The organism is Enterobacter mori LMG 25706 (assembly GCF_000211415.1).
In the GTDB taxonomy this organism is placed as follows: Bacteria; Pseudomonadota; Gammaproteobacteria; order Enterobacterales; family Enterobacteriaceae; genus Enterobacter; species Enterobacter mori.
In genome coordinates, this window is sequence record NZ_GL890776.1 from 344,604 (window position 1) to 364,981 (window position 20,378).

At 55.9% G+C, this 20,378-nt stretch carries 25 protein-coding genes; 12 read left to right on the plus strand and 13 right to left on the minus strand.

Annotation, left to right across the window (positions count from 1 at the left end; all coding sequences use genetic code 11):
• Positions 1-80 precede the first annotated feature (80 nt).
• Positions 81-866, plus strand: a complete 786-nt coding sequence (locus tag ENTMO_RS0111550; protein WP_010430793.1) for a phosphotransferase — start codon at positions 81-83, stop codon at positions 864-866.
• Positions 867-1,157: 291 nt separating this feature from the next.
• Here the strand turns inward: ENTMO_RS0111550 and ENTMO_RS0111555 are convergent, their stop codons facing one another.
• The 8 genes from ENTMO_RS0111555 to ENTMO_RS0111590 form a co-directional block, all read right to left on the minus strand.
• Entirely contained in the window at positions 1,158-1,700 is a 543-nt protein-coding gene (locus tag ENTMO_RS0111555) for a cysteine hydrolase family protein (RefSeq protein WP_010430795.1), read from the minus strand.
• 337 nt (positions 1,701-2,037) lie between these two features.
• Positions 2,038-2,637 carry an NAD(P)H-dependent oxidoreductase gene (locus tag ENTMO_RS0111560; RefSeq protein ID WP_010430798.1) on the minus strand — a complete coding sequence of 200 codons (600 nt, stop codon included), beginning with the start codon at positions 2,635-2,637 and terminating at the stop codon, positions 2,038-2,040.
• Between the two features lie 74 nt (positions 2,638-2,711).
• Positions 2,712-3,305 (minus strand): TetR/AcrR family transcriptional regulator, encoded by a 594-nt coding sequence (locus tag ENTMO_RS0111565; RefSeq protein ID WP_029485065.1) that lies wholly within the window; start codon positions 3,303-3,305, stop codon positions 2,712-2,714.
• Between the two features lie 35 nt (positions 3,306-3,340).
• Positions 3,341-6,430: an efflux RND transporter permease subunit gene (locus ENTMO_RS0111570; RefSeq protein WP_010430803.1), complete on the minus strand. Its 3,090-nt coding sequence runs from the start codon at positions 6,428-6,430 to the stop codon at positions 3,341-3,343.
• Entirely contained in the window at positions 6,427-7,524 is a 1,098-nt protein-coding gene (locus ENTMO_RS0111575) for an efflux RND transporter periplasmic adaptor subunit (protein ID WP_010430806.1), read from the minus strand. Before ENTMO_RS0111575 ends, ENTMO_RS0111570 begins: the two co-directional genes overlap by 4 nt.
• Positions 7,525-7,599: 75 nt before the next feature.
• Entirely contained in the window at positions 7,600-8,214 is a 615-nt protein-coding gene (locus ENTMO_RS0111580) for a TetR/AcrR family transcriptional regulator (RefSeq protein WP_010430809.1), read from the minus strand.
• 225 nt (positions 8,215-8,439) lie between these two features.
• Positions 8,440-8,754 carry a PTS sugar transporter subunit IIB gene (locus ENTMO_RS0111585; RefSeq protein WP_010430812.1) on the minus strand — a complete coding sequence of 105 codons (315 nt, stop codon included), beginning with the start codon at positions 8,752-8,754 and terminating at the stop codon, positions 8,440-8,442.
• A gap of 76 nt (positions 8,755-8,830) precedes the next feature.
• Positions 8,831-9,298 carry a nuclear transport factor 2 family protein gene (locus ENTMO_RS0111590; protein ID WP_010430814.1) on the minus strand — a complete coding sequence of 156 codons (468 nt, stop codon included), beginning with the start codon at positions 9,296-9,298 and terminating at the stop codon, positions 8,831-8,833.
• A 104-nt stretch (positions 9,299-9,402) separates the two neighbouring features.
• Between ENTMO_RS0111590 and ENTMO_RS0111595 the strand changes: the two genes are divergently transcribed.
• Complete coding sequence (locus ENTMO_RS0111595) at positions 9,403-9,981, plus strand: TetR/AcrR family transcriptional regulator (protein WP_010430815.1); 579 nt, start codon at positions 9,403-9,405, stop codon at positions 9,979-9,981.
• Positions 9,982-10,032: 51 nt separating this feature from the next.
• On the opposite strand, the gene ENTMO_RS0111600 is transcribed toward ENTMO_RS0111595, so the two are convergent.
• Positions 10,033-10,812 (minus strand): SDR family oxidoreductase, encoded by a 780-nt coding sequence (locus ENTMO_RS0111600; protein WP_010430819.1) that lies wholly within the window; start codon positions 10,810-10,812, stop codon positions 10,033-10,035.
• Positions 10,813-10,902: 90 nt separating this feature from the next.
• Between ENTMO_RS0111600 and ENTMO_RS0111605 the strand changes: the two genes are divergently transcribed.
• On the plus strand, positions 10,903-11,241 hold the full coding sequence (locus tag ENTMO_RS0111605; protein WP_010430822.1) for a winged helix-turn-helix transcriptional regulator: 339 nt from the start codon (positions 10,903-10,905) through the stop codon (positions 11,239-11,241).
• A gap of 62 nt (positions 11,242-11,303) precedes the next feature.
• On the opposite strand, the gene ENTMO_RS0111610 is transcribed toward ENTMO_RS0111605, so the two are convergent.
• Positions 11,304-12,074: a hypothetical protein gene (locus tag ENTMO_RS0111610; RefSeq protein WP_010430825.1), complete on the minus strand. Its 771-nt coding sequence runs from the start codon at positions 12,072-12,074 to the stop codon at positions 11,304-11,306.
• Position 12,075: 1 nt separating this feature from the next.
• On the minus strand, positions 12,076-12,273 hold the full coding sequence (locus ENTMO_RS0111615) for a hypothetical protein (protein ID WP_010430828.1): 198 nt from the start codon (positions 12,271-12,273) through the stop codon (positions 12,076-12,078).
• A gap of 257 nt (positions 12,274-12,530) precedes the next feature.
• Here ENTMO_RS0111615 and ENTMO_RS0111620 point away from each other — a divergent pair, with 257 nt between their 5' ends.
• From ENTMO_RS0111620 to ENTMO_RS0111655, 8 genes are read left to right on the plus strand one after another with little or no spacing between them, the layout of a single operon-like run.
• Positions 12,531-12,965 (plus strand): nuclear transport factor 2 family protein, encoded by a 435-nt coding sequence (locus ENTMO_RS0111620; RefSeq protein WP_010430831.1) that lies wholly within the window; start codon positions 12,531-12,533, stop codon positions 12,963-12,965.
• Positions 12,962-13,681, plus strand: a complete 720-nt coding sequence (locus ENTMO_RS0111625; protein WP_010430832.1) for an SDR family NAD(P)-dependent oxidoreductase — start codon at positions 12,962-12,964, stop codon at positions 13,679-13,681. Before ENTMO_RS0111620 ends, ENTMO_RS0111625 begins: the two co-directional genes overlap by 4 nt.
• Positions 13,678-14,937 carry an NAD(P)/FAD-dependent oxidoreductase gene (locus ENTMO_RS0111630; RefSeq protein WP_010430836.1) on the plus strand — a complete coding sequence of 420 codons (1,260 nt, stop codon included), beginning with the start codon at positions 13,678-13,680 and terminating at the stop codon, positions 14,935-14,937. The genes ENTMO_RS0111625 and ENTMO_RS0111630 overlap by 4 nt, the downstream gene beginning before the upstream one ends.
• A 1-nt stretch (position 14,938) precedes the next feature.
• Positions 14,939-15,661, plus strand: coding sequence for a DUF1365 domain-containing protein (locus ENTMO_RS0111635; protein WP_010430839.1), 723 nt, complete (start codon positions 14,939-14,941; stop codon positions 15,659-15,661).
• Entirely contained in the window at positions 15,658-16,878 is a 1,221-nt protein-coding gene (locus tag ENTMO_RS0111640) for an SAM-dependent methyltransferase (protein ID WP_010430842.1), read from the plus strand. The genes ENTMO_RS0111635 and ENTMO_RS0111640 overlap by 4 nt, the downstream gene beginning before the upstream one ends.
• Complete coding sequence (locus ENTMO_RS0111645) at positions 16,875-17,360, plus strand: DUF2878 domain-containing protein (RefSeq protein WP_010430845.1); 486 nt, start codon at positions 16,875-16,877, stop codon at positions 17,358-17,360. Before ENTMO_RS0111640 ends, ENTMO_RS0111645 begins: the two co-directional genes overlap by 4 nt.
• Complete coding sequence (locus tag ENTMO_RS0111650; protein ID WP_010430847.1) at positions 17,357-17,881, plus strand: hypothetical protein; 525 nt, start codon at positions 17,357-17,359, stop codon at positions 17,879-17,881. Before ENTMO_RS0111645 ends, ENTMO_RS0111650 begins: the two co-directional genes overlap by 4 nt.
• Positions 17,878-18,411: a DUF3833 domain-containing protein gene (locus ENTMO_RS0111655; protein ID WP_010430850.1), complete on the plus strand. Its 534-nt coding sequence runs from the start codon at positions 17,878-17,880 to the stop codon at positions 18,409-18,411. The genes ENTMO_RS0111650 and ENTMO_RS0111655 overlap by 4 nt, the downstream gene beginning before the upstream one ends.
• On the opposite strand, the gene ENTMO_RS0111660 is transcribed toward ENTMO_RS0111655, so the two are convergent.
• On the minus strand, positions 18,408-18,866 hold the full coding sequence (locus tag ENTMO_RS0111660) for a DMT family transporter (RefSeq protein WP_010430853.1): 459 nt from the start codon (positions 18,864-18,866) through the stop codon (positions 18,408-18,410). The genes ENTMO_RS0111655 and ENTMO_RS0111660 overlap by 4 nt on opposite strands.
• Before the next feature lie 4 nt (positions 18,867-18,870).
• Positions 18,871-19,305, minus strand: a complete 435-nt coding sequence (locus ENTMO_RS0111665; protein ID WP_010430856.1) for a DMT family transporter — start codon at positions 19,303-19,305, stop codon at positions 18,871-18,873.
• Between the two features lie 97 nt (positions 19,306-19,402).
• Between ENTMO_RS0111665 and ENTMO_RS0111670 the strand changes: the two genes are divergently transcribed.
• Positions 19,403-20,335 carry a LysR family transcriptional regulator gene (locus tag ENTMO_RS0111670; RefSeq protein ID WP_010430859.1) on the plus strand — a complete coding sequence of 311 codons (933 nt, stop codon included), beginning with the start codon at positions 19,403-19,405 and terminating at the stop codon, positions 20,333-20,335.
• Positions 20,336-20,378 lie beyond the last annotated feature (43 nt).

Consider the following 20,378-nt stretch of genomic DNA (forward strand, 5'->3'; position numbering starts at 1 on the left):
GTGAGTTTTACTCATCATCGAATGTTGGTACATCACACTATACTTACTGCCTGAGACCAAACGAGTGGCATGAGGATGGTATGCCTGGTGAAAACTTATCCAGAATGGGCGCAGCAAAAGTCTGCTTGATTGCGGATCGCCATGGCAATCAGGTAATAGAAAAATGCCCTGTTAGCGATGTTGAATATGGCTTTTATATCCGTGCGGCGGAACCACTAAGTGGCGTTGTTGAATCCCCACGGCTGTTGCACGCCGACTCACACCGACGCAGCCTGATGCTCGAATACGTTCCTCATAAAATTTCCCAGGATGAGATTGCAGGGGACGAGATATTGAGACGACTTTCACGCCTGCATGATTATCCTGCCGACCCCGCATGGATTTATCACACCCACACCTGGACTGTGTCAGCGCTAGAAAAATCTTTGTCTCTTCTGGAATTACCCATCCGCGCTGAGCGGCAGATACGATGTTTTCAGCAAGCGGGCAGCGTTTTGTTTAGTCAGGAATGTTTAATTTCAGGTGATACCAATGCGGGTAACTGGGGCAGAAGAGAAAACGGTGATGCGATACTTTTCGACTGGGAAAGGTTCGGTACAGGTAGTCCGGCTATTGACCTTGCTCCGCTGGTAAAGGGGATGGGCTCAAGACAAGGTATTTTCCAGCTTGCCGAGCGCTACTGTTTTTTTGCCACACATTCGGTCGCAGGCAGGTTAGCCAGAGAAATTGCTCTCGCTAAAGCATGGATTGTCACTGAAGTCGTGTTACTTCTGCACGAAAGGAAAAACACTGATTTTAATCTCTACCTGGGCTGGTACAGAGAACATCTCCCCGACTGGCTGGATGAGTCCATCTCACTGCTTTGAGCACGCTGTAACACAGCATACGAAACCCATGCAGCGTTTTGTTTCTCAAACGCCATAGCTCATCGGCGTTTCGGGATACTACAACGTCTTGCGGCAATTGGGTTGCCGTCCGCAGGCCCCATTAACATAGATGTACATGCAACAAATCACTTTCAGTGACCTGCATCAACAAAGCGATCAGGATGCCAATTCTTTTCGCTTACGTGCGCATCGCAATTGACATCCTGAGCTGAGTGACCGGGTGCAGAGCCTGGCCATCGCGCCGGACAAGATAGACAAGATCCCGCCAACTCAACCGGTCGTATTAAAATGCCAGTCGCTGGCAGTCGACAGCGCCACGAACGGACCGGCCAGCGTGCTGTTGTGATGACGAATAATGTCACTGGCGAATAAATGTTCATTGTCCATTGTGGTATGTGCATCTGAAATCAATACCGTCCTGAAGCCAAGATCCGGCGCAGCCCGGCAGGTGGTATCGACACAAAATTCTGTTTTCATCCCGGCAATGACCAGCTGCTTGATGCCCCTCTGATTAAGTTCATGCTGCAATTCGGTATTCCGAAAACAGCTGGGATAGCGCTTTGTGAAAACAACATCCTGCTTCTTCACGTCCAGCTCGGGTATCAGTTGTGTTAATGGGCCTTTCTCTGAGAAGGGAGAGTCGTCTGGCCCGATATGTCGGGCAAAAAAGACGGGCACCTCTGCTTGCCGCGCGTTGGCGATTAACAAACGGATATTTGCCAGCACGGCGTCCGCGGACCATGGGGAAACCGGGCCCCGGAAGAGGCCTTGCTGCATGTCGATAATTAAGAGAGCATTGTCAGATGACATCATTTTCTTTCTCCATTCAGAGGGCGGTGAACGGAGAGCGATTTCCCCGTCCAGGCCGGCGGGGATTGAGGTTCTGTTAGTCAGTAGTTCGCTACAGATACGCTCACGCCGCCGAAGGTCTCGGTGGTGGTGAGAGTGGTTGTTGGCTTAACTGACAGATACATGGAATGACCTTTGTTTATTCAGTCCGCTATATGCGGAACGATCACGTTAGTTATAGTGTTGCTTAACGCATTTCTTCAATCCACCAACTTGGGTAGGGGTCTGATGCAGCGGCAGGAAGCTGTCAGCAAAGGCGCGTAGCCTGCGGGGCACGCCTTTGCTGACGAGATAGCCAGAATTATCTCAGGCTCTCGAGCCCTTGCAGGAAATCCTCCACCTGGGCAGGTGTTGCCGTGTCTGCCTGGTAAAGGATATCGAGCTTCACGTTCTTCAACCCGCAGAAGCCAAATACACCTTCTATTATCTGCGTCTGAATCGCCGTCGAATAGCCATGTTTGTCGAACCCGGTGAGATCGCTGCCGCCGGTGGCAATCAGGCGGACGGGAACATCGCGTAAATTGCCCACAATCCGGCCATCGTCGGCCACTTTATACGCCCAGTTCAGGGTCAACACCCGATCGAACCAGCCTTTTAACAGTGCGGGGACTGACCACCAGTACACCGGGAAGACAAATACCAGCATATCTGCGCGTTCAACGCGCTGCTGCTCGCGCAAAATATCCTCGGGAAGCGCAGTGGGATCGCCGTGATACAAATCAAGGTCGGGGCGTGACATGGTCGGATTAAAGCCTTCAGCATGAAGATCCGCAATTTCTACCTGCGTCCCTTGCTCGCGTAACGTCGCGGCAATGCGATCCGCCAGCGAATGGGATAATGAATGTTCAACAGGGTGAGCCGTCACGATCAGTGCATTATTGATGACATGTGTAACAGACATAGCAACCTCAGCAGGGGAGTGAATTGATATATATATTACTATTGGTAAGTTAGGTGTCAATCCGACAGCAACGATCATTTTGTGCTGTTGGCGTAGGTATCCAGAACGCCAGACATGGCGCCGCTGAGCATATCTTCTGCGACGTTGCGAGCGAGTATCCCGTTACCCGCGGCAGTACTGAGCGCGTCCGCGGCACCGATGATGGCTGTCAGTACCGCTTCACCCTGAACGCCTTTTAGCACGATAAACGGAGAAAGCGCCGTGCGAAGACAGTCGGCACATTCGGCAACGCACGCCTCGCGGAACGTCTGCAACGCGCGGGAGCCGCACAGCGCAGCGGCTATCGGACCCGTTTCCGGGCCGGCGGTAATGGCGCAGTCGATATAGGCAGCGCTGAAAAAGCGGATCGTCTTCTCCAGCGTTTTGCTGTCGACCGCCAGCGTTTCGCGGAATTTTGCTAGCTGACTATCGCTATAATCCTGGTACAGTGCCATCAGCAAGCCTTCACGATCGCCAAAGTGGTCGTAGGGAATAGGCTTTGTCACGTTAGCCCGCTCGGCAAGACAGCCCAGGGTGAGCGCCTCGGTGCCTTGCTGGCGAACAATGCCGCGAGCAACCTCCAGCAACTGCACCCGGCGATCCTCTTTTCTTAAGCGCTTAACAACCATGATGTCCCTCGTATCGTTTATCTACTGATAGTAGTTTACACGCTTTCTGCCAGAGGCTGAACGCTTTGTGTCGCAGGACGGATCCTGAACCAGATCGCATACATCGCGGGCAGGAAGACCAGCGTAATGATGGTTCCCCCTAACGTTCCGCCGATCAGCGTCCAGGCGAGCGTTCCCCAGAATACGGAATGCGTCAGGGGAATAAAGGCCAGAACGGCGGCCAACGCCGTCAGTAAGACCGGTCTGGCACGCTGTACTGTCGCTTCGACAACCGCATGGAACGGATCGAGCCCCTCTTTCTGGTTATGATCGATTTGACCAATAAGAATCAGCGTATTGCGCATCAGAATGCCCGAAAGGGCGATCAATCCGACGAGGCCGTTGATGCCAAACGGCTGATTGAACAGCAGCAAGGTTGGCACTACGCCGATAAGCCCCAGCGGCGCGGTAAGAAAGACCATGACCATCGCCGACATGGAACGCACCTGCAGAATGATGATCAGTAGCGTCAGGGCAATCATAATGGGGAACAACGGCAACATTGCCCGGGTGGCTTTGCCTGATTCCTCAATCGATCCGGCCATTTCAATACGGTATCCTGGCGGCAGCGAATCCACGATCGGCTGGAGCTGTTTCATGATGGCTGTAGACACGTCCGGTGGCTGAAGTGATTCGTCGATATCACCCCGGACGGTGATGGTCGGCGTTCGATCGCGACGACGCAGCAGCGGATCTTCCATTCTCACCTCAACATCGCCAATTTGTGACAGAGGGATGCGCTGACCCGCATTGCCGACCAGGGTAAAGCCCGCTATTTTTGCCGGATCCAGGCGAATGTCACCTGCGGCGCGGCCAATCACCTGAACGGCGCGAATGTCCTCTCGTACAGACGTGATAGGAACACCGGACAACAGGAACTGCAGCTGCTGAGCAACGGCATTCGAGGTTAAGCCAGTGGCCTGCAGACGGTCCTGATCGAGCGTGAAATGCAGTGTGGGTACGCGCGTTCCCCAGTCCGTGTTGACGGTCCGCATCATCGGGCTTGCCTCGAGCACGCCTTTCCCTTTGTCAGCGATGCCGCGTAGCGTATCGACATCGGGTCCCGTGACTCGCCAGGCGACCGGGAAGGGAGAGTAGGGACCAAACACCAGCTGCGTGACGCGCACGCGCGCTTCGGACGCAAGGCCTTCGGCAACCGCTTTACGTAGTCGGAGCTTGAGTGCCTCACGTGATGCCGGGCTATCCGTCAACACCACTATCTTCGCAAATGACGGATCGGGTAACTCAGGTGCCATGGCTAGATAAAAGCGCGGTGAACCCTGACCAATGTACGATGTGACGATGTTGGCTTCTGGCTGTTTCTTCAACCAGTCTTCTATTTTCGCTGCGGCGGCGCTGGTCTGCTCGATTGACGTGCCGTAGGGCATCTGCACTTCAACCAGCACTTCGGGGCGATCCGACGTCGGGAAAAATTGTTTTTTCACCAGCCCCATGCCCAGGATCGCCAGGATAAAAATGGCGACAACCGCCCCCGCCACAATCCATTTTCTGGCGATGACGCGGGTTAAGAGATGGCGAAAACGGTTATAGCGAGGCGTGCCATAGATGGCGGCATGGCCTCCTTCCACTTTGGGCAGATCCGGCAGCATTTTCACGCCGAGATAGGGGGTGAAAACCACGGCGACGACCCACGACGCAATCAGCGCCAGGCCGACAATCCAGAACATATTGCTGGTGTATTCCCCCGCCGTTGATTGGGCGAAACCATTCGGCATAAAGCCAATGGCCGTTACCAGCGTACCGGCGAGCATCGGGGCCGCGGTATGGCTCCAGGCGTAGGCGGAGGCTTTGATTCTGTCGTAGCCTTCCTCCATTTTTACCACCATCATTTCGATGGCGATGATGGCATCATCAACCAGCAAGCCCAGGGCAAGAATGAGGGAGCCCAGCGTGATGCGGTCAAAGTTAATGCCGCTGGCTTCCATTACCACAAAGACCACGGCCAGTGTCAGAGGAACCGCCGCCGCGACGACCACGCCCACGCGCCAGCCCATGCTGACAAAACAGACCACCATTACAACCAGCAGGGCGACGAAGAATTTGATCATGAACTCATCTACCGACGAGCTGATGTTCACGGACTGATCGGTGACTTTCGTCAGGGTCATCCCCAGAGGCAGACCGTCATTGATTCTCGTCGTTTCGGCATCCAGCGCTTTCCCCAGCGCCAGGCCGTTCCAGCCTTCACGCATCACAATACCCAGCAGCAGAGCCGGTTCATGCTGGTTACGAATTTGCAGAACAGGCGGGTCTTCATAACCACGTTCCACCGTGGCGACGTCGGAGAGCTTGAGCGTTTTGCCCTGCGCAATAAACGGCGTATCGCGAATTTTTCGCAGGGTATCGAAGGCCCCATCGAGGCGGATAAAGATCTGCGCGCCCCGCGTCTCAATTGAACCCGCAGCCGTCAATACGTTCTGATTGTTCAGCGCATTGAAAATATCCTGAGGCGACAGGCCCAGCGTCGCGAGACGCTCGTGAGAGAAGGAGATATAAATCCGCTCAGCCTGCTCCCCGATGATATTGACTTTCTTCACGCCGGGGACGTGCAGGAGCTGCTGGCGCATGGTTTCGGCATCGCGCACGAGCAAACGCTGCGGCTCTCCTTTTGCTTTGAGCGCAAAGAGAGCAAATGTCACATCGGCGAACTCGTCATTGATCATCGGTCCCGTTACGCCTGCAGGGAGATTTCGGCTCTCATCCCCAAGCTTTTTTCTGGCCTGATAGAACTCTTCCTGCACCTCAGAAGGTGGCGTATTGTCCTGTAATGACAGCGTGATAAAGGCCATGCCGGGGCGGGTATAGGTTTCCGTACGGTCATACCATTTGAGCTCCTGCAGGCGTTTTTCCAGCGGTTCGGCCACCTGATCCTGGATCTCTTGTGCGGTCGCGCCGGGCCACACGGCGATTGCGGTCATTTGCTTCACCGTGAAAGGCGGATCTTCTGCACGCCCGAGCCCAAAAAACGAGAGAATACCGGCAATCGTCACCAGAATAATCAAAAACAGCGTGACCGAGCGCTCGCGTACGGCAAGCGCTGACAGGTTAAAGCGTCCTTCGCTCATGGCTGACTCTCCGTGCGCTGTTGAGCTAGGCGGACCACTTCGCCTTCATGCAGAAGATGCACCCCTAACGCGACAATTTTTTCTCCAGGCCTGACACCTCCTGTTACCTGTGCGGAATCATCACTCACGCTAAGCACTCTGACGGGTTGCCAGGTCACTTTGGCGGGTTGAGTCGAGATCCGCCAGACGCCAGGCCCTTTGCCCGCATCGTAGAGCGACGCAAGGGGAACCTGCATGACCTGGTTTTTCTCTTTACTGTTCCCTATGTTCAGCGTGACAGTCGCACCCAGCGGCGCGTCTGCCAGCGCGCCTGCCAGAACATAGCGCGCCTCATAGGTGCGGGTGGTGGCATCGGCGGAATCGGAAAGCAGACGAAGCGTTGCGGTTACGGGCTGTTGTTCGTTGCCATAGCGAGTCGCCTGCGCTTCGCTACCGACGACGGGACGCAGGGTTTCAGGAAGTTGCACCAGCGCCTCACGTTGTCCCGCGCGGGCCAGGCGGATCACCGCTTGTCCGGCGCTCACGACCTGACCTGGCTCAGCGAAGGTCTCCATCACCACGCCGTCTGAATCGGCCAACAGTACGGCATAGCCTGTCGCGTTTTGCGCTACGCTGGCCTGCGCCCTGGCGGCACTAAGCTCCGCTCTGGCGGTATCGGCCGCCGCTTTAATTTGGTCGTACTCGGAGGCAGACACAGCGCCCGTAGCCACAAGGCCCCGATAGCGCGCTTCGTCAGCGATCGCTTTTCTTGCACGCGCCTGGGCGGCATCCACCGTCCGTTGCTGAGCCTGCGCCTGTAACGTCAGGTCAACGGGATCGAGGCGCATTAAAGGCTGGCCTTTTTTTACGCTCTGGCCTGTATCAACAAGTCGCTCAAGGATTTTGCCCTGAACCCTGAAACCGAGATCGCTTTGCGTTCTGGCAACCACCACGCCGGTAAACGCGCGAGACGTCGCGTTCGCGCGTTCAACGGACGCGGATCTGACGAGCGGTGGGTGCGTGCGCGGATCGTCACTCGCCGCGTTATCGCCGCAGGCCACGAGGGCCAGCGGCAGGAGAGAAACGAGACAACGGGCTGAAGTAAGCCTGAGCATGGGAAACCCTTATTAAAATAACAGGACAGTTTCCGCATTCTCTGACTAGTGACCAATAATGTCAATGGTCACAAATCAGGGAGCCAGACTTCTTAAAATCAGTGAGGGGAGAAGGATCGCTGCGGTGGGGGCGGTTTCGAGATTGTATTGCAGTTGAATGGGGTTAATGAAAGGGCACATCACCAGATATATCGCGAGTGTAGCCTCATCGAGCGGGGTTTTCCTTTCGAACTCCCCGGCCTGCCTGCCTTCGACAATAATGCTCTCAATCAGTTTTAACAGGTGTTCTGAATACCTTTCTGCTGAAGGCCATTTTTCCCGCGCGGCCACGGCAGCGATGTCGTAAAGCTTACGATCGTGGAAAAACAGTTCGCTTCCTGCCTCGGTGAGCGCCCTGAAGAGACGACGTATTTTCTCGCTGGCGGAGGGCGCATCGGCGAGTGCTGAATACACTGCGGTCATGATCAGCTCCAGGCGGTTAGCACAGATCACCTCGCCGATAGCCTGTTTGGAGTCAAAAAATTTATAAATGTAGGCCTTTGAAAAACCGATGGATTTAGCAAGCTCTGCCACGGTGGTTTTTTCATAGCCGTAGTGACCGAAGTGCTCAAATGCCGCTTCGACGATCTGCTCTCGGACGGAGTGGTCAAGTGGACCACGTGTAACTGGGACGTTCAAATTTTTAGTCATTTTTTAAGCTTAGCGTGACAGGCTTCGAATGACAACGAGTGACCATTTCGTGATTTGGTTACATGCGTTTTCGTCATGAACCCTTCAGACGGGACGATAAATCAGATGGGGTAAGTGTATCACTGTTTTTCGCGCGCAATGGCATCTATATGACAGTGCCAGCCTTGTGTCGATGCGTTTTAATCGGCGGATGAGAGGAGGCCGCAAAAAATGCGGCCTTATATATCAGGCAGCCAGTTCAGGCATCTGTTCCTTCACGAAATTTAACACCTTACTCGCGTCCAGAGACGCATAGGGTAAACTCTCAATAATGGCGATCGAACGCGTATTACCCACCGTTTCTTTTATCTCATCGAGTTTGTACTGAATGTGCGGCGCGATGAGGAAACCATCGAAAGCGGGAGCGACACTGGCGAAGTTATCCAGCCCTACAGCGCTAATCATCAGCGGATAGCCTTCGCGTTCTGCCAGAGACTGCATCTTTTTGGCGAGCGAGTTTGCGGTATTACCAAACAAACAACAGATCAGAAGCTTTTTCATATTTTCTACCTCCTGAAAACCGCTCACAGGGTAGTCCTGAGGCCACGCCTGAAATGTGCGCTATCTCTTAATAAAGCTATAAACCCAGATCGCTCAGAGAGGGGTGATCGTCCGGACGTCTTCCCAGCGGCCAGTGGAACAGTCGCTCTGATTCTTTTATCGGCATATCGTTTACGCAGGCAAAACGGCGCTTCATTAACCCGTCCGGCTCAAACTCCCAGTTTTCATTGCCGTATGAACGGAACCAGTTTCCGGAATCATCATGCCATTCATAGGCATAGCGCACCGCGATTCGGTTATCCGTAAATGCCCAAAGCTCTTTAATCAGACGATACTCCAGCTCTTTTTTCCATTTCCGCGCCAGAAACGCCTGGGCTTCTTCACGGTTGGTCGCGAATTCTGCGCGGTTGCGCCATTGGGTATCGAGCGTATAGGCAAGCGCGACTTTAGCCGGGTCGCGACTGTTCCAGCCATCTTCCGCCAGTCTGACTTTTTCGATAGCGCTTTCACGGGTGAAGGGCGGTAAAGGAGGACGTGTGTTCATTGCGATTACCTCTGGGTTATATTATGTAGACAGGTCTGTCTACTTGCGGTAATCTATGCCTGTAAAATAACGCTGTCAACCTTCGTTTTGAGGCTACTAAAAAAATGAAAACAGAACCCGCAGGCAACGATACTAAAATTAGCGTCAGAGATAAGATATTACTCACGGCGCACGATCTGTTTTATTCCACAGGCTTCAGGGCGACGGGGGTGGATACGCTAATTAAAGCGTCAAAAGTGACCAAGGTGACTTTTTATCGTCATTTTCCGAGTAAAAGTTTACTTATTCTCGCCTATTTACACTATCGGCATGAAATATGGATTAGCTGGTTTGAGACTACGCTGCGTCGACATTTTGACGAAGGCGAAATACCTTCTGATGCAGTATCTGCAACGCTTTACGAGTGGTTTATTTCACCCGAATTCCACGGCTGCGCGTTTATTAATGCCAGCGCAGAGGCTAAATCGGAAGATATTGAAAGTGAAATAAAAGAGATATGCCGGGACCATAAATCAGAGACAAAGAAAACAATCGTCACGCTCACCGGTATAAATGATGAAGAGACCGTCAATGACATGATGATGCTCATTGACGGCGCTATTATTCATGCGCAAATGGGTATGGATCCAGAAAGGGTGGTTAAAGCGTTAACAACGGGCTTAGAGAAACTGACCGGTCAGTGATATTTCCCTGCGCTTAATCAGCTCTCGTACCGAGCCGATCACGCACCCGCGTTATACTGTCGGAATGGTGCCGCCATCAATCACGTATTCTGTCCCTGTGATACTTGAAGCATGAGATGACGCGAGGAAGACGATGAGGTTAGCCACCTCAATCGGTTTGGCAGGGCGTCCGAGTGGTATTCCACCTAACGCCTTCATAATGATCTGTTTGCCACCTTCGTAGTCTGTTCCTGCCTGCTCTGCCAGCCTCTCCGCCAGTGCAACCGCGGCTTCGGTTTCGATCCAGCCGGGTGCAACGCGCACGACCCGAACACCCTTCGGCGAGACTTCCTTTGACAGGCTCTTGCTGTAGGTCGAGAGGGCTGCTTTAGCCGCCGCGTAGCCCGTGGTTGATTCCGGTAACGGCAGTTCGCGCTGAATAGACGTCACGTGAATAATCACCCCGTTTCCCTGCGCAACCATTCCGGGGAGCAGGGCGCGATCTAAGCGTACGGCGGGCAACAGGTTAAGACTTAGCTCCTGCTGCCACTCGGCTTCACCAAGCGCAGCGAAACCGCCACCGGGTGCGGTTGAACCACCTGCGACATGGACAATCACGTCGACACCGCCCATCTGTTCCTGCACCGCCGATGCGACGGAGGCACATCCTGCAACTGTCGTCAGGTCAGCGGCTACGAATGTATCGGCGATATTTACCTCAGGCGCGTGGCGCGCCGTGGTTAATACCGTTGCACCGAGCTGTTTTAAAAGTCCGACCACTGCTTTTCCAAGCCCTTTTGTTCCAGCGGTAACAAGCACGCGCTTACCTGTGAAATGAATATCTAATGACATGACCTTTAACTCCCGTTATTTACAGTACGGGTATATTCAACATAGACTGAGAAATTGACAAGTACGCACGAAAAAGTGAGTGACTGAATTATGAGTAAGTTATATAGCCCGGAATCTGCCGCAAGCGGCGTGGAACAGGTATTACGGCTGCTGGAAGGTCGCTGGAAATTGATTATTCTTTTTCATCTGTTCGACGGAAAAGTGCAGCGCTACTCTGATTTCGAAAAACTGATCCCCGGTATTTCCCAGAAAATGCTGGCGCAGCAGCTGCGGCAACTGGAATCCGACGGAATTGTTTCGCGGATGGTCTACCCTCAGGTGCCGCCGAAAGTAGAATATCGACTCACCGAATGGGGGCAGGCATTATGCCCGGCGCTCGATGCCATGCTGAAATGGGCAGAAAAACGCGAGGCTTACGCCGAGCTGTAAATCCTGTGCCCGGTCAACCTCGGATGGCTAATCGTGTCGATCTCTGCCAGCACGGAACGCGTTCACACCGGCTTCTCTTCTGCCTGCGCCATCTCAAGCGCGCTGGCACTTGCGGGATCGAACAGCGAGATGCTCTCAATCTGATTGAGTAAAATTACCTTCCGGAATGACATGGCGCTGCGGGGTTCAGAGTCGAGCGTAATGTCATGCTCCGCATACCACCTGCTGTAGTTATTCTCGATGCGCAGATTCATCGTCTTTGCATCTCTGTACCCGCTCAGCATCGGGATCAGCACGATATTGGCCGTTTTTTCGTACTCCAGCGTGGCGGTGTGGATCATGCCGACGTAAATCCGCCCCGACCGAAGCGACACCTGCGCCAGTTCTCCTTCCTCCATGCATTGATACAGCACCTGTTCAATACCGCTCGACTGCGCCAGACGTTTGTAGAGCTTTTTCCGGCTTTCACCGTCCAGCCTGGCACTGCCTGCCCAGTTAGAGCGGTAGAGGCAAAACAGGATGGCAAACGCCAGCATCACGACGACCGGCGCCTGGATGCCTAAAAAGCTCCAGTTCATAAAGTCGATTTGCCAGTCGGTATATTTCGGTGAGGCAAAGTGAAAAGCGTTGTTGGCGGCGGAAAGGGAGAGCAGGAGTAGCCAGAGCAAACCGGTGGCAATCACGCCCTGAAGAACAAAAATACAGCCATAAAGCGCCACGAGAAAATAGACGTCCCAGCCAAAGGAACGCTTGATTTTGAAGCGGGTGGACAGGTCGCGGCTGGTATACCAGTACCCGCACACCATCAGCACCATAAAGATTGCCGTTCCCATATCAGGCCCTCTTCAGCGCGTCGACGTGACGCAGAAAATCCTGCCGTACCTCATTGCTTCTGTAGTTCACCGAGGCGTTCCCGTCCTGGTCGATAATGATGCGATCGCCATCTTCTACGGCTTCAATGATTTCCTGCTGGCTCATTACCTGGAGCAATGACTCAGGGCTGGAGAAAAGGGAGAGAAAGAAGCGTTTCATGTCAGGCATCCTTATGAATAAAAAGGATAAGCCTGGAAGAAGGGCGGCGAGTTTGCCTTAAGGATATCCTGAAAGTTAAAGCCGGGTGGCGGCTACGCCTTATTTGGCCTACAAAACCCATTCTTTCTCATGGTTTTAACTTATTGATATAAAATAGAAATAAAAAATAGATCAACACAAACTTGGACAAATAACGATGATTGTGTAAGTTTTAATTATGCGATTACGCCACGTTATTTACAGCCAGGATGTGACCCATGAGCACGTTGCCGCCCGTTGTCAGTCGGTTTGTTGATTACTACGCCACGCTGGACGCTCAGCCGCCGTCGGCGCTGGTGGGGCTTTATCACCCGGATGCCACGCTTGTCGATCCGTTTGGCGAACACAACGGGCTTTTTGCGCTCCAGCGCTATTTCACCCATTTGCTGGCGAATGTCGAAAACTGCCGTTTTACCATTGATGCCCCCCTTCTGAGCGAACGCCGGTTTGTCGTCACCTGGACAATGCACTGGTCGCACCCGCGTATTGCCGGGGGAGAGCCTCTTGACCTGCCGGGGTGTTCAGTAGTGGACACGGAAAACGATCTCATCACGCGTCAGCGCGATTACTACGACGCGGGGGAGATGATCTACGAACACCTTCCTCTGCTGGGCTGGGCGGTACGCGGCGTGAAGCGGAGGGTAAAATCATGAAAACGGTGCTCATTACCGGCGCCAGCTCGGGCATTGGGGCCGGGCTGGCGAAATCCTTTGCCGCTGACGGCTACCAGGTTATTGCCTGCGGGCGCGATGCGTCGCGTCTGGACGCCCTCCAGCTGCACAGTCCGAACATCACGGTGCGCCGCTTCGACATGACAGACAAGGACGCCAGTTGCCAGGCATTGAAGGACTGTAATGCCGAACTGGCGATCCTCTGCGCCGGGACGTGTGAATACCTCGATCGTGGCGTGGTGGATGCCGCGCTGGTGGAGCGGGTGATGAAGACCAATTTCCTCGGCCCGGTGAACTGCCTCGCCGCGCTTCAGCCGCAGTTGGCTGCAGGTCATCGCGTGGTATTGGTCAGTTCGATGGCGCACTGGCTTCATTTTCCGCGAGCCGAAGCCTACGGAGCGTCCAAAGCCGCGCTCACCTGGTTCGCCGACACGCTGCGTCTGGACTGGGAGCCGAAAGGGATTGGTGTAACCGTGGTTTCTCCGGGGTTTGTGGATACGCCGCTGACCCAAAAAAATGATTTTGCCATGCCGGGCAGAGTGACCGTTGACGAGGCCGTGAATGCAATACGCGCCGGGCTGGCGAAGAATAAAAGCCATATCGCGTTTCCTTCCGGTTTCGGCCTGATCCTGCGGCTGCTCTCATGGCTTCCGACCCTGATCCAGAACGCGCTGCTGCGCAGGATGGTGCGCTCATGAAGATCGCGATTATCGGCAGCGGTATTGCCGGGCTAACCTGCGCCTGGCGTCTGGCGGGCCATCATCAGGTCACCCTGTTTGAAGCGGGTGCAACGCCGGGCGGACACACTGCGACGGTAGACGTCTCCACGTCGCAGGGGACCTGGGCCATCGACACCGGGTTTATCGTCTATAACGACCGCACTTATCCGCGCTTCATGGGCCTGCTTAGCGAGCTAGGCATCAGCGGACAAAAAACGCAGATGAGCTTTTCTGTGCGCAACCCGGCGACGGGGCTGGAGTATAACGGACACACGCTGACGTCGCTGTTTGCCCAACGCCGAAACCTGGTGAATCCGTCATTCTGGCGGCTGCTTGGGGAGATCGTCCGCTTCAATCGTCTGGCAAAACAGGCGCTGGACGGGGAGGTGGACCCGAACGCCACGCTTGAGATGTTTCTTGAACAGCACGGTTTCACCCCGTTTTTTGCACGCCACTACATTCTGCCGATGGGGGCCGCGATCTGGTCCTCATCGCTGCAGGAGATGAGGCGCTTTCCGCTGCCGCTGTTCCTGCGCTTCTTTGAGCATCACGGCCTGCTGGATATTACCCATCGCCCGCAGTGGTACGTTGTCCCCGGCGGCTCGCGGGAGTACATCCGCGCCATGCTCGACAAGCTGGGCGACCGTCTGAACTTGCATCTCAATTCGCCGGTGCAGCGGGTGAGCCGCCACGAGCACGGGGTCACGCTTCAGCTTGAAAACGGCATTTATACCTTCGATCAGGTGATTTTTGCCTGCCATTCCGGGCAGGCGCTGGCGATGCTGGACGAGCCGACGCCTGCAGAACGTGACGTGCTGGGCGATATCGGCTGGCAGCGCAACGAGGTGGTGTTACACAGCGACAGACGCTGGCTGCCGGTGCGCGAGCGCGCGTGGGCGAGCTGGAACTATCGCCTGAGTGAACGTGACCAGGCCAGCGCCTGCGTCACTTACAACATGAACATTTTGCAGGGGCTGCCCGAGGGGAGTCCGCTGTTCTGCGTCACTCTGAATCCTGAAACGCCGGTTGATGAGCGTTTCGTTCTGAAGCGCTTTATCTATGAACACCCGCTGTTCAACCCTGAAAGCTGGCGCGCGCAGGCGCGTCGCGGAGAGATTAACGGTCATCACCGGAGCTGGTTCTGCGGGGCGTACTGGTACAACGGTTTTCATGAGGACGGGGTGCGCAGCGCGCTGGACGTGGTCAATGCGATAGCGGCCGGGGAGGGGAACTGAGATGAACAGCTGCCTCTACCACGGCGTATTGCGCCACCGACGCCTCCAGCCGAAAACCCACACATTCAGCTACAGCGTTTTTATGGCCTGGCTGGATCTCGATGAGCTGGAAACATTGCCCTCGGTGGGCGTACGCCGTAACCGCGTGGCCGCCGCCTCGTTCCACGACGCGGACTATCCGCTGGGCACGCCGCTCAAAGAGAACGTGCTGAGCAGGCTGGAGAGCCTGACCGGGGAACGTCCGCAGGGGCGAGTCATGCTCCTGACGCAGCTGCGCTATTTCGGGTTCCATTTTAATCCGGTCAATTTTTACTACTGCTATGACCAGCACAATGCGCTTCGCTGGGTGCTCGCCGAAGTGCGCAACACGCCGTGGAACGAGCGGCACTACTACGCGGTAGACGGGCAGAATTCCCGGCCCACGGAGAAAGCGTTTCACGTTTCGCCCTTCAACCCGATGGACATGGTCTACCACTGGCGCTTCAACAACCCGGACAATACGCTGCATATGCACATTGAAAATCATCAGGAAGCGAAGGTCTTTGACGCTACGCTGGCGCTGCGTCGGGAGCCGCTGACCCGCCCGGCGCTGCGTTCGCTGCTGCTGCGTATCCCGCTGATGACCCTGAAAACCGTTTTCGCCATTTACTGGCAGGCGCTGCGGCTGTGGCTCAAGCGCGTGCCGCTGTATAACCATCCCGTCAGCAGGAGTGAACGCTCATGACCGATCCCGTCTTTGCGCTTGAACCCGATATCCCGCGCAACGTCCGCATCGCGCGCTGGCTGCTTTTTCGGCTGTTAAGCGGCATTCGCGGCGGCTCGCTGACGCTACGTGAAGGGGCGCAGACCTTTCATTTTGGTGAGACATCAGCCGCGCTGCATGCCGACGTGCAGATCCTCACGCCAGGGCTTTACTGGCGCATCTTAACGGGCGGCAGCCTCGCGGCGGCAGAGGCCTGGATGGACGGCGAATGGGAGACCACGCACCTGACGCCGCTTCTGGAGCTGCTGGCGCTCAACGGCAAGGTGCTTGGCCGTCTGGAGAATGGTTTCCGCCTGCTCGGCAGGCCGCTGGAGCGGCTGCGCCACTGGACGCGGCGTAACTCCCGCGCGCAGGCGCGCGAAAATATTGCCGCCCATTACGATCTGGGCAACACCTTTTATGCCCACTTTCTGGATAAGGAGCTGCTCTATTCCAGCGCGCTGTTTACCGCTGACGAGCAGGATCTTACTGCAGCTCAGCAGGCTAAAATGGCGCGTCTGTGCGACCAGCTGGCGCTAAACCCGGGTGACCACCTGCTGGAAATTGGCACCGGCTGGGGAGCGATGGCGGAATACGCGGCCCGTCACTACGGCTGTCGGGTCACCACCACCACGCTGTCGCAGGAGCAATATATTTGGGCGACCGAGCGCATCGCCCGCGCCGGGTTGCAGGATCGCGTTGAGGTGCTGCTCTGCGACTATCGCGACCTTACCGGGCAGTACGACAAGCTGGTGTCGATAGAGATGATTGAAGCCGTCGGGCAACGCTATCTGCCCACGTTCTTCCGTACCTGCCAGGCGCGGCTGCGCCCGGGGGGACGGATGGCGATTCAGGCCATCACCATTCAGGACCAGCGCTACCGCGACTACAGCAAAAGCGTCGACTTTATTCAGCGCTACATTTTCCCCGGCGGCTTTTTGCCGAGCGTCACCGCCATGAACGAATTGATGACGCGCCACACCGATTTTGTGGTGCGCAACCTCTTCGACATGGGGCCGGACTACGCCCGCACGCTGGCTCACTGGCGGCAGCGCTTTGTCCACGCCTGGCAGGAGATTGAAACGCTCGGCTTTGACGAACGTTTCCGCCGGATGTGGCTCTACTACTTCGGCTACTGCGAAGCCGGGTTTAACGCCCGCACCATCAGCGTGGCGCAGCTGACAGCGGAACGCGTATGAGACGTTACGTGCAGGTGTTCCTTATGGCGATTGCGTTCGATCTCTACTGGACGCTGGTGGTGCTGTTTCGCGAGCGGGGGCTGGTCGTCTGGCTCGCGCTGGCGATCCTTGCCTGCCTGATGCTGTCGCCTGCACACCGTATTTACGCCATTTTGCTGGCGGCCGCAGGCAGCGTGCTGGACGCCCTCTGGGCGGTGACGGGGCTTATTGCCTTCACAGGCGACTCGCTGATGCCCCTGTGGATGGTGGCGCTGTGGCTGATGTTCGCCACCGTCTGGACCCGACTGACGTGCACCACTACCTTGCCGGGCTGGATCTTAACGCTGCTGGCGACCGTCGGCGGGCCCGTGGCCTACCTTATCGGCGAGCGGCTGGGGGCAATTACGTTCCTGGAACCTGGTTTTATCGTCGTCAGCTGGATGGTACCGGGCTGGCTGGTATTAATGCTGTTTTTCCACCTGCTGATGGGGAGACAACAATGAAAACCCTGCTGATGTTAATCTGTCTGACCCTTACCGTACCGGTCGCGAACGCCGCTGACTGGCTAAGCTGGCGCAAAGTAGGCAGCGCCACGCTCACCTGGGGGCCCTTCACCGTCTACACCTCGCAACTGCTGACGCCCGATGGACGCTACACCGGCGAAAACAGGGATCAGGCGCTGGTCATTACCTATGCGCGCGACATCGACCGTAAGGATCTGGTTGAAGCGACGCGCGATCAGTGGCAGGCGCAGGGAATTTTGCAGCAGGAGCCGCTGAGCGAAGCATGGCTTCGCAGGCTGGAATCGCTCTGGCCAGACGTCAAGGCAGGCGCGCAGTTGGCGTTTGTGCTTAAAAATCAGCAGGGACAGTTCTGGTACCGCGCGCCTGACGCGCAGACAGGTTTCACTCCATTGGGGCCAGCGCAGCCAGCGGCGTTCAGTACGCGCTTTCTGGCCATATGGCTCGATCCCCGCACGCAATACCCTGAACTGCGTCAGCAGTTAATCGGAGGCCAAAAATGAAACATTTCCTGACCCTGGCGCTGGCGCTCACGATGCTGCTGGCAGGCTGCAGCACGGAGGTGACCGAGTATCGCCAGCAGCAGCCACGGCTTGATATCTTCCATTACTTCCAGGGCAAAACCGAAGCGTGGGGCATGGTGCAGGATCGCAGCGGCAAGCAGATCCGCCGTTTCCACGTTGAGATCGCCGGGGATGTGATTGGCGATACGCTGACGCTCAACGAACACTTTGTTTACGACGATGGTGAAAAACAGCAGCGCGTCTGGCACATCCGCCGCGTGGGGAACGATCGCTACGAGGGAACGGCGGGGGATATTGAAGGGGTTGCCTCGGGGCAGGCCGCAGGCAACGCCTTTAACTGGCATTACAGCATGAACGTAAAGGCCAACGGCAAAACCTGGCTGCTGCATTTCGACGACTGGATGTACCTGCAGGATGAGACCCATCTGTTCAATAAAACCGAGATGAAGAAATTTGGCGTCACCGTCGCCACGGTGACGCTGTTCTTTACCCGTAAGGCCTCGGTTTAGTCGCGGATGCTGCCGGTTTTGCTGCTGGAGTAGATGAAGTACAGGGCAATCCCCAGGCAAACTACCGCGCCCAGGCGGCTCAGCGAAAACGGAATGGCGGGATTGCCCAGCCAGCCAAAGTTATCAATCAGCATACTCATGGTGAGCTGGCCGAAGATCACCGCTACCGTGGCGACGGCGGTGCCGATCCGCTGTACGGCGAGCACCATTATCACGATATAGGGCACGCCAAACATCGCGCCGAGGAGCTGCCATTTTGGCACGTCCAGCAGCGTGACCGCCTGCTTAGGCTCAAAGAAGAAAATGAGCAGGGCGGTCACCAGCGCGCCGACGGAAAACGTCAGAAACGCGCTTTTAAATACGCCCACGCTGCCGCCGAGCTGCCCGTTGATCGCGGCCTGAATGCTCAGCGTCGCGCCGCCGCAGACGGCCAGTAAAATCATCATCAGTGTCATACGTTTACCCCTGAGCCACCAGAACCAGTGCGGCAATAATAAAAACCAGCGCCACGATGCGTTTCGCGTTTATCTTCCTGTGTGGCGTACCCAGCAGACCAAAGTGATCGATGATCAGGCTCTTAAACACCTGACCGGCCAGAATACCAATCATGGTCATCGCGATGCCGATAGCGGGTGTTGCAACGGTCAGAATGACCACGTACACGGGGCCGAGCACTCCGCCAAGCAGTTGCCAGGACGGCTGTGTAAAAAATGACGGGCTGTTGCGCGGGCTGAAAAACAGCATCAGCAGAAACGTCAGCGCGGCACCCACGCCGAAGATGCTGAACGTGGCCCACAAATCACCCACTTCGCCGCCTAGCGGTCCCAGCAGTCCCGCCTCTACGGACAGCCCCATCCCGCCAGCAATCACCAGGAAAATTAAAATAAGTTGCATAGCTCACTCTCTTGTTGTCCAGGCGACGAAGAATACGGGGTATCAGCAGTGAGAAAAATGCCATAATGCAGGAAACACCATTGCAGGAAATGCACTAATGATCGATGCCGGAAACATCAGCATTCGCGCGCTGCTGATCTTTATCGCGGTTTATGAATCGCAGAATTTCTCCGTGGTTGCGCGGCGGGAAGGGATCTCCGCCTCGCAGGTTTCACGCGTGATCCACCAGCTTGAGGACGCGCTCGGCCAGCAGCTTTTTTATCGCAATACGCGGGCCGTGATCCCGACGGAAAGCGGGCATCTCTTTATCCGCTACGCCCGGGCGATGGCAGGAAGTCTTGACGAGGCGCGCCGGGAGCTGGATGAGCGATCCATCGAGCCAACTGGGCTCATTCGCATCAACTGCCCGGTATTTTTTGGACAGCGGCACGTAGCCCCTGGCCTGGCGGGGCTGTCGGCGCGCTACCCCCGGCTCAATCTTGATTTGACCCTCACCGACGATTTTATCGATCCTCACCGGGACGCCGCCGACGTGTTGTTCCGCATCGGCACGCTGACGGACTCTTCATTTCACGCGCGGGTGCTCGGGCAGCAGCTGTATCATCTGGCGGCATCGCCGTCCTATTTGCAAAAGCACGGCGTGCCTGAGAAGCCGGAGGATTTTGCGCATCACAGCTGCCTTGTCTATCGCGGATCATCCGGGCCTAACCGCTGGCTCATTCGCCGTCCAAATGCGGCGTGGATTCACTATCCCGTTGCGCCGCTGATGACCTCCAACAACGCTGAAACGCTGCTGATTGCCGCGCTGGGCGGAATGGGGATCGTGCTGTTCCCCGACTGGCTGGTGAGCGAAAGGCTAAACAGCGGCGAGCTGGTGTCACTTCTGCAGGATCATGAATGTTCGATCAACACCGAGCCGCAAACCATTGCGGCGATCTACCCGAACGCGCGTCATCCGCCCCTTAACGTCAGGGCGGTGATTGATTATTACGTAGAGCGGTTCCGCACGCCGCCGTACTGGCAAAGATGAACCCGAGATTGCGCGACCTGGCTGCTATCCCGTACTGTAGAGA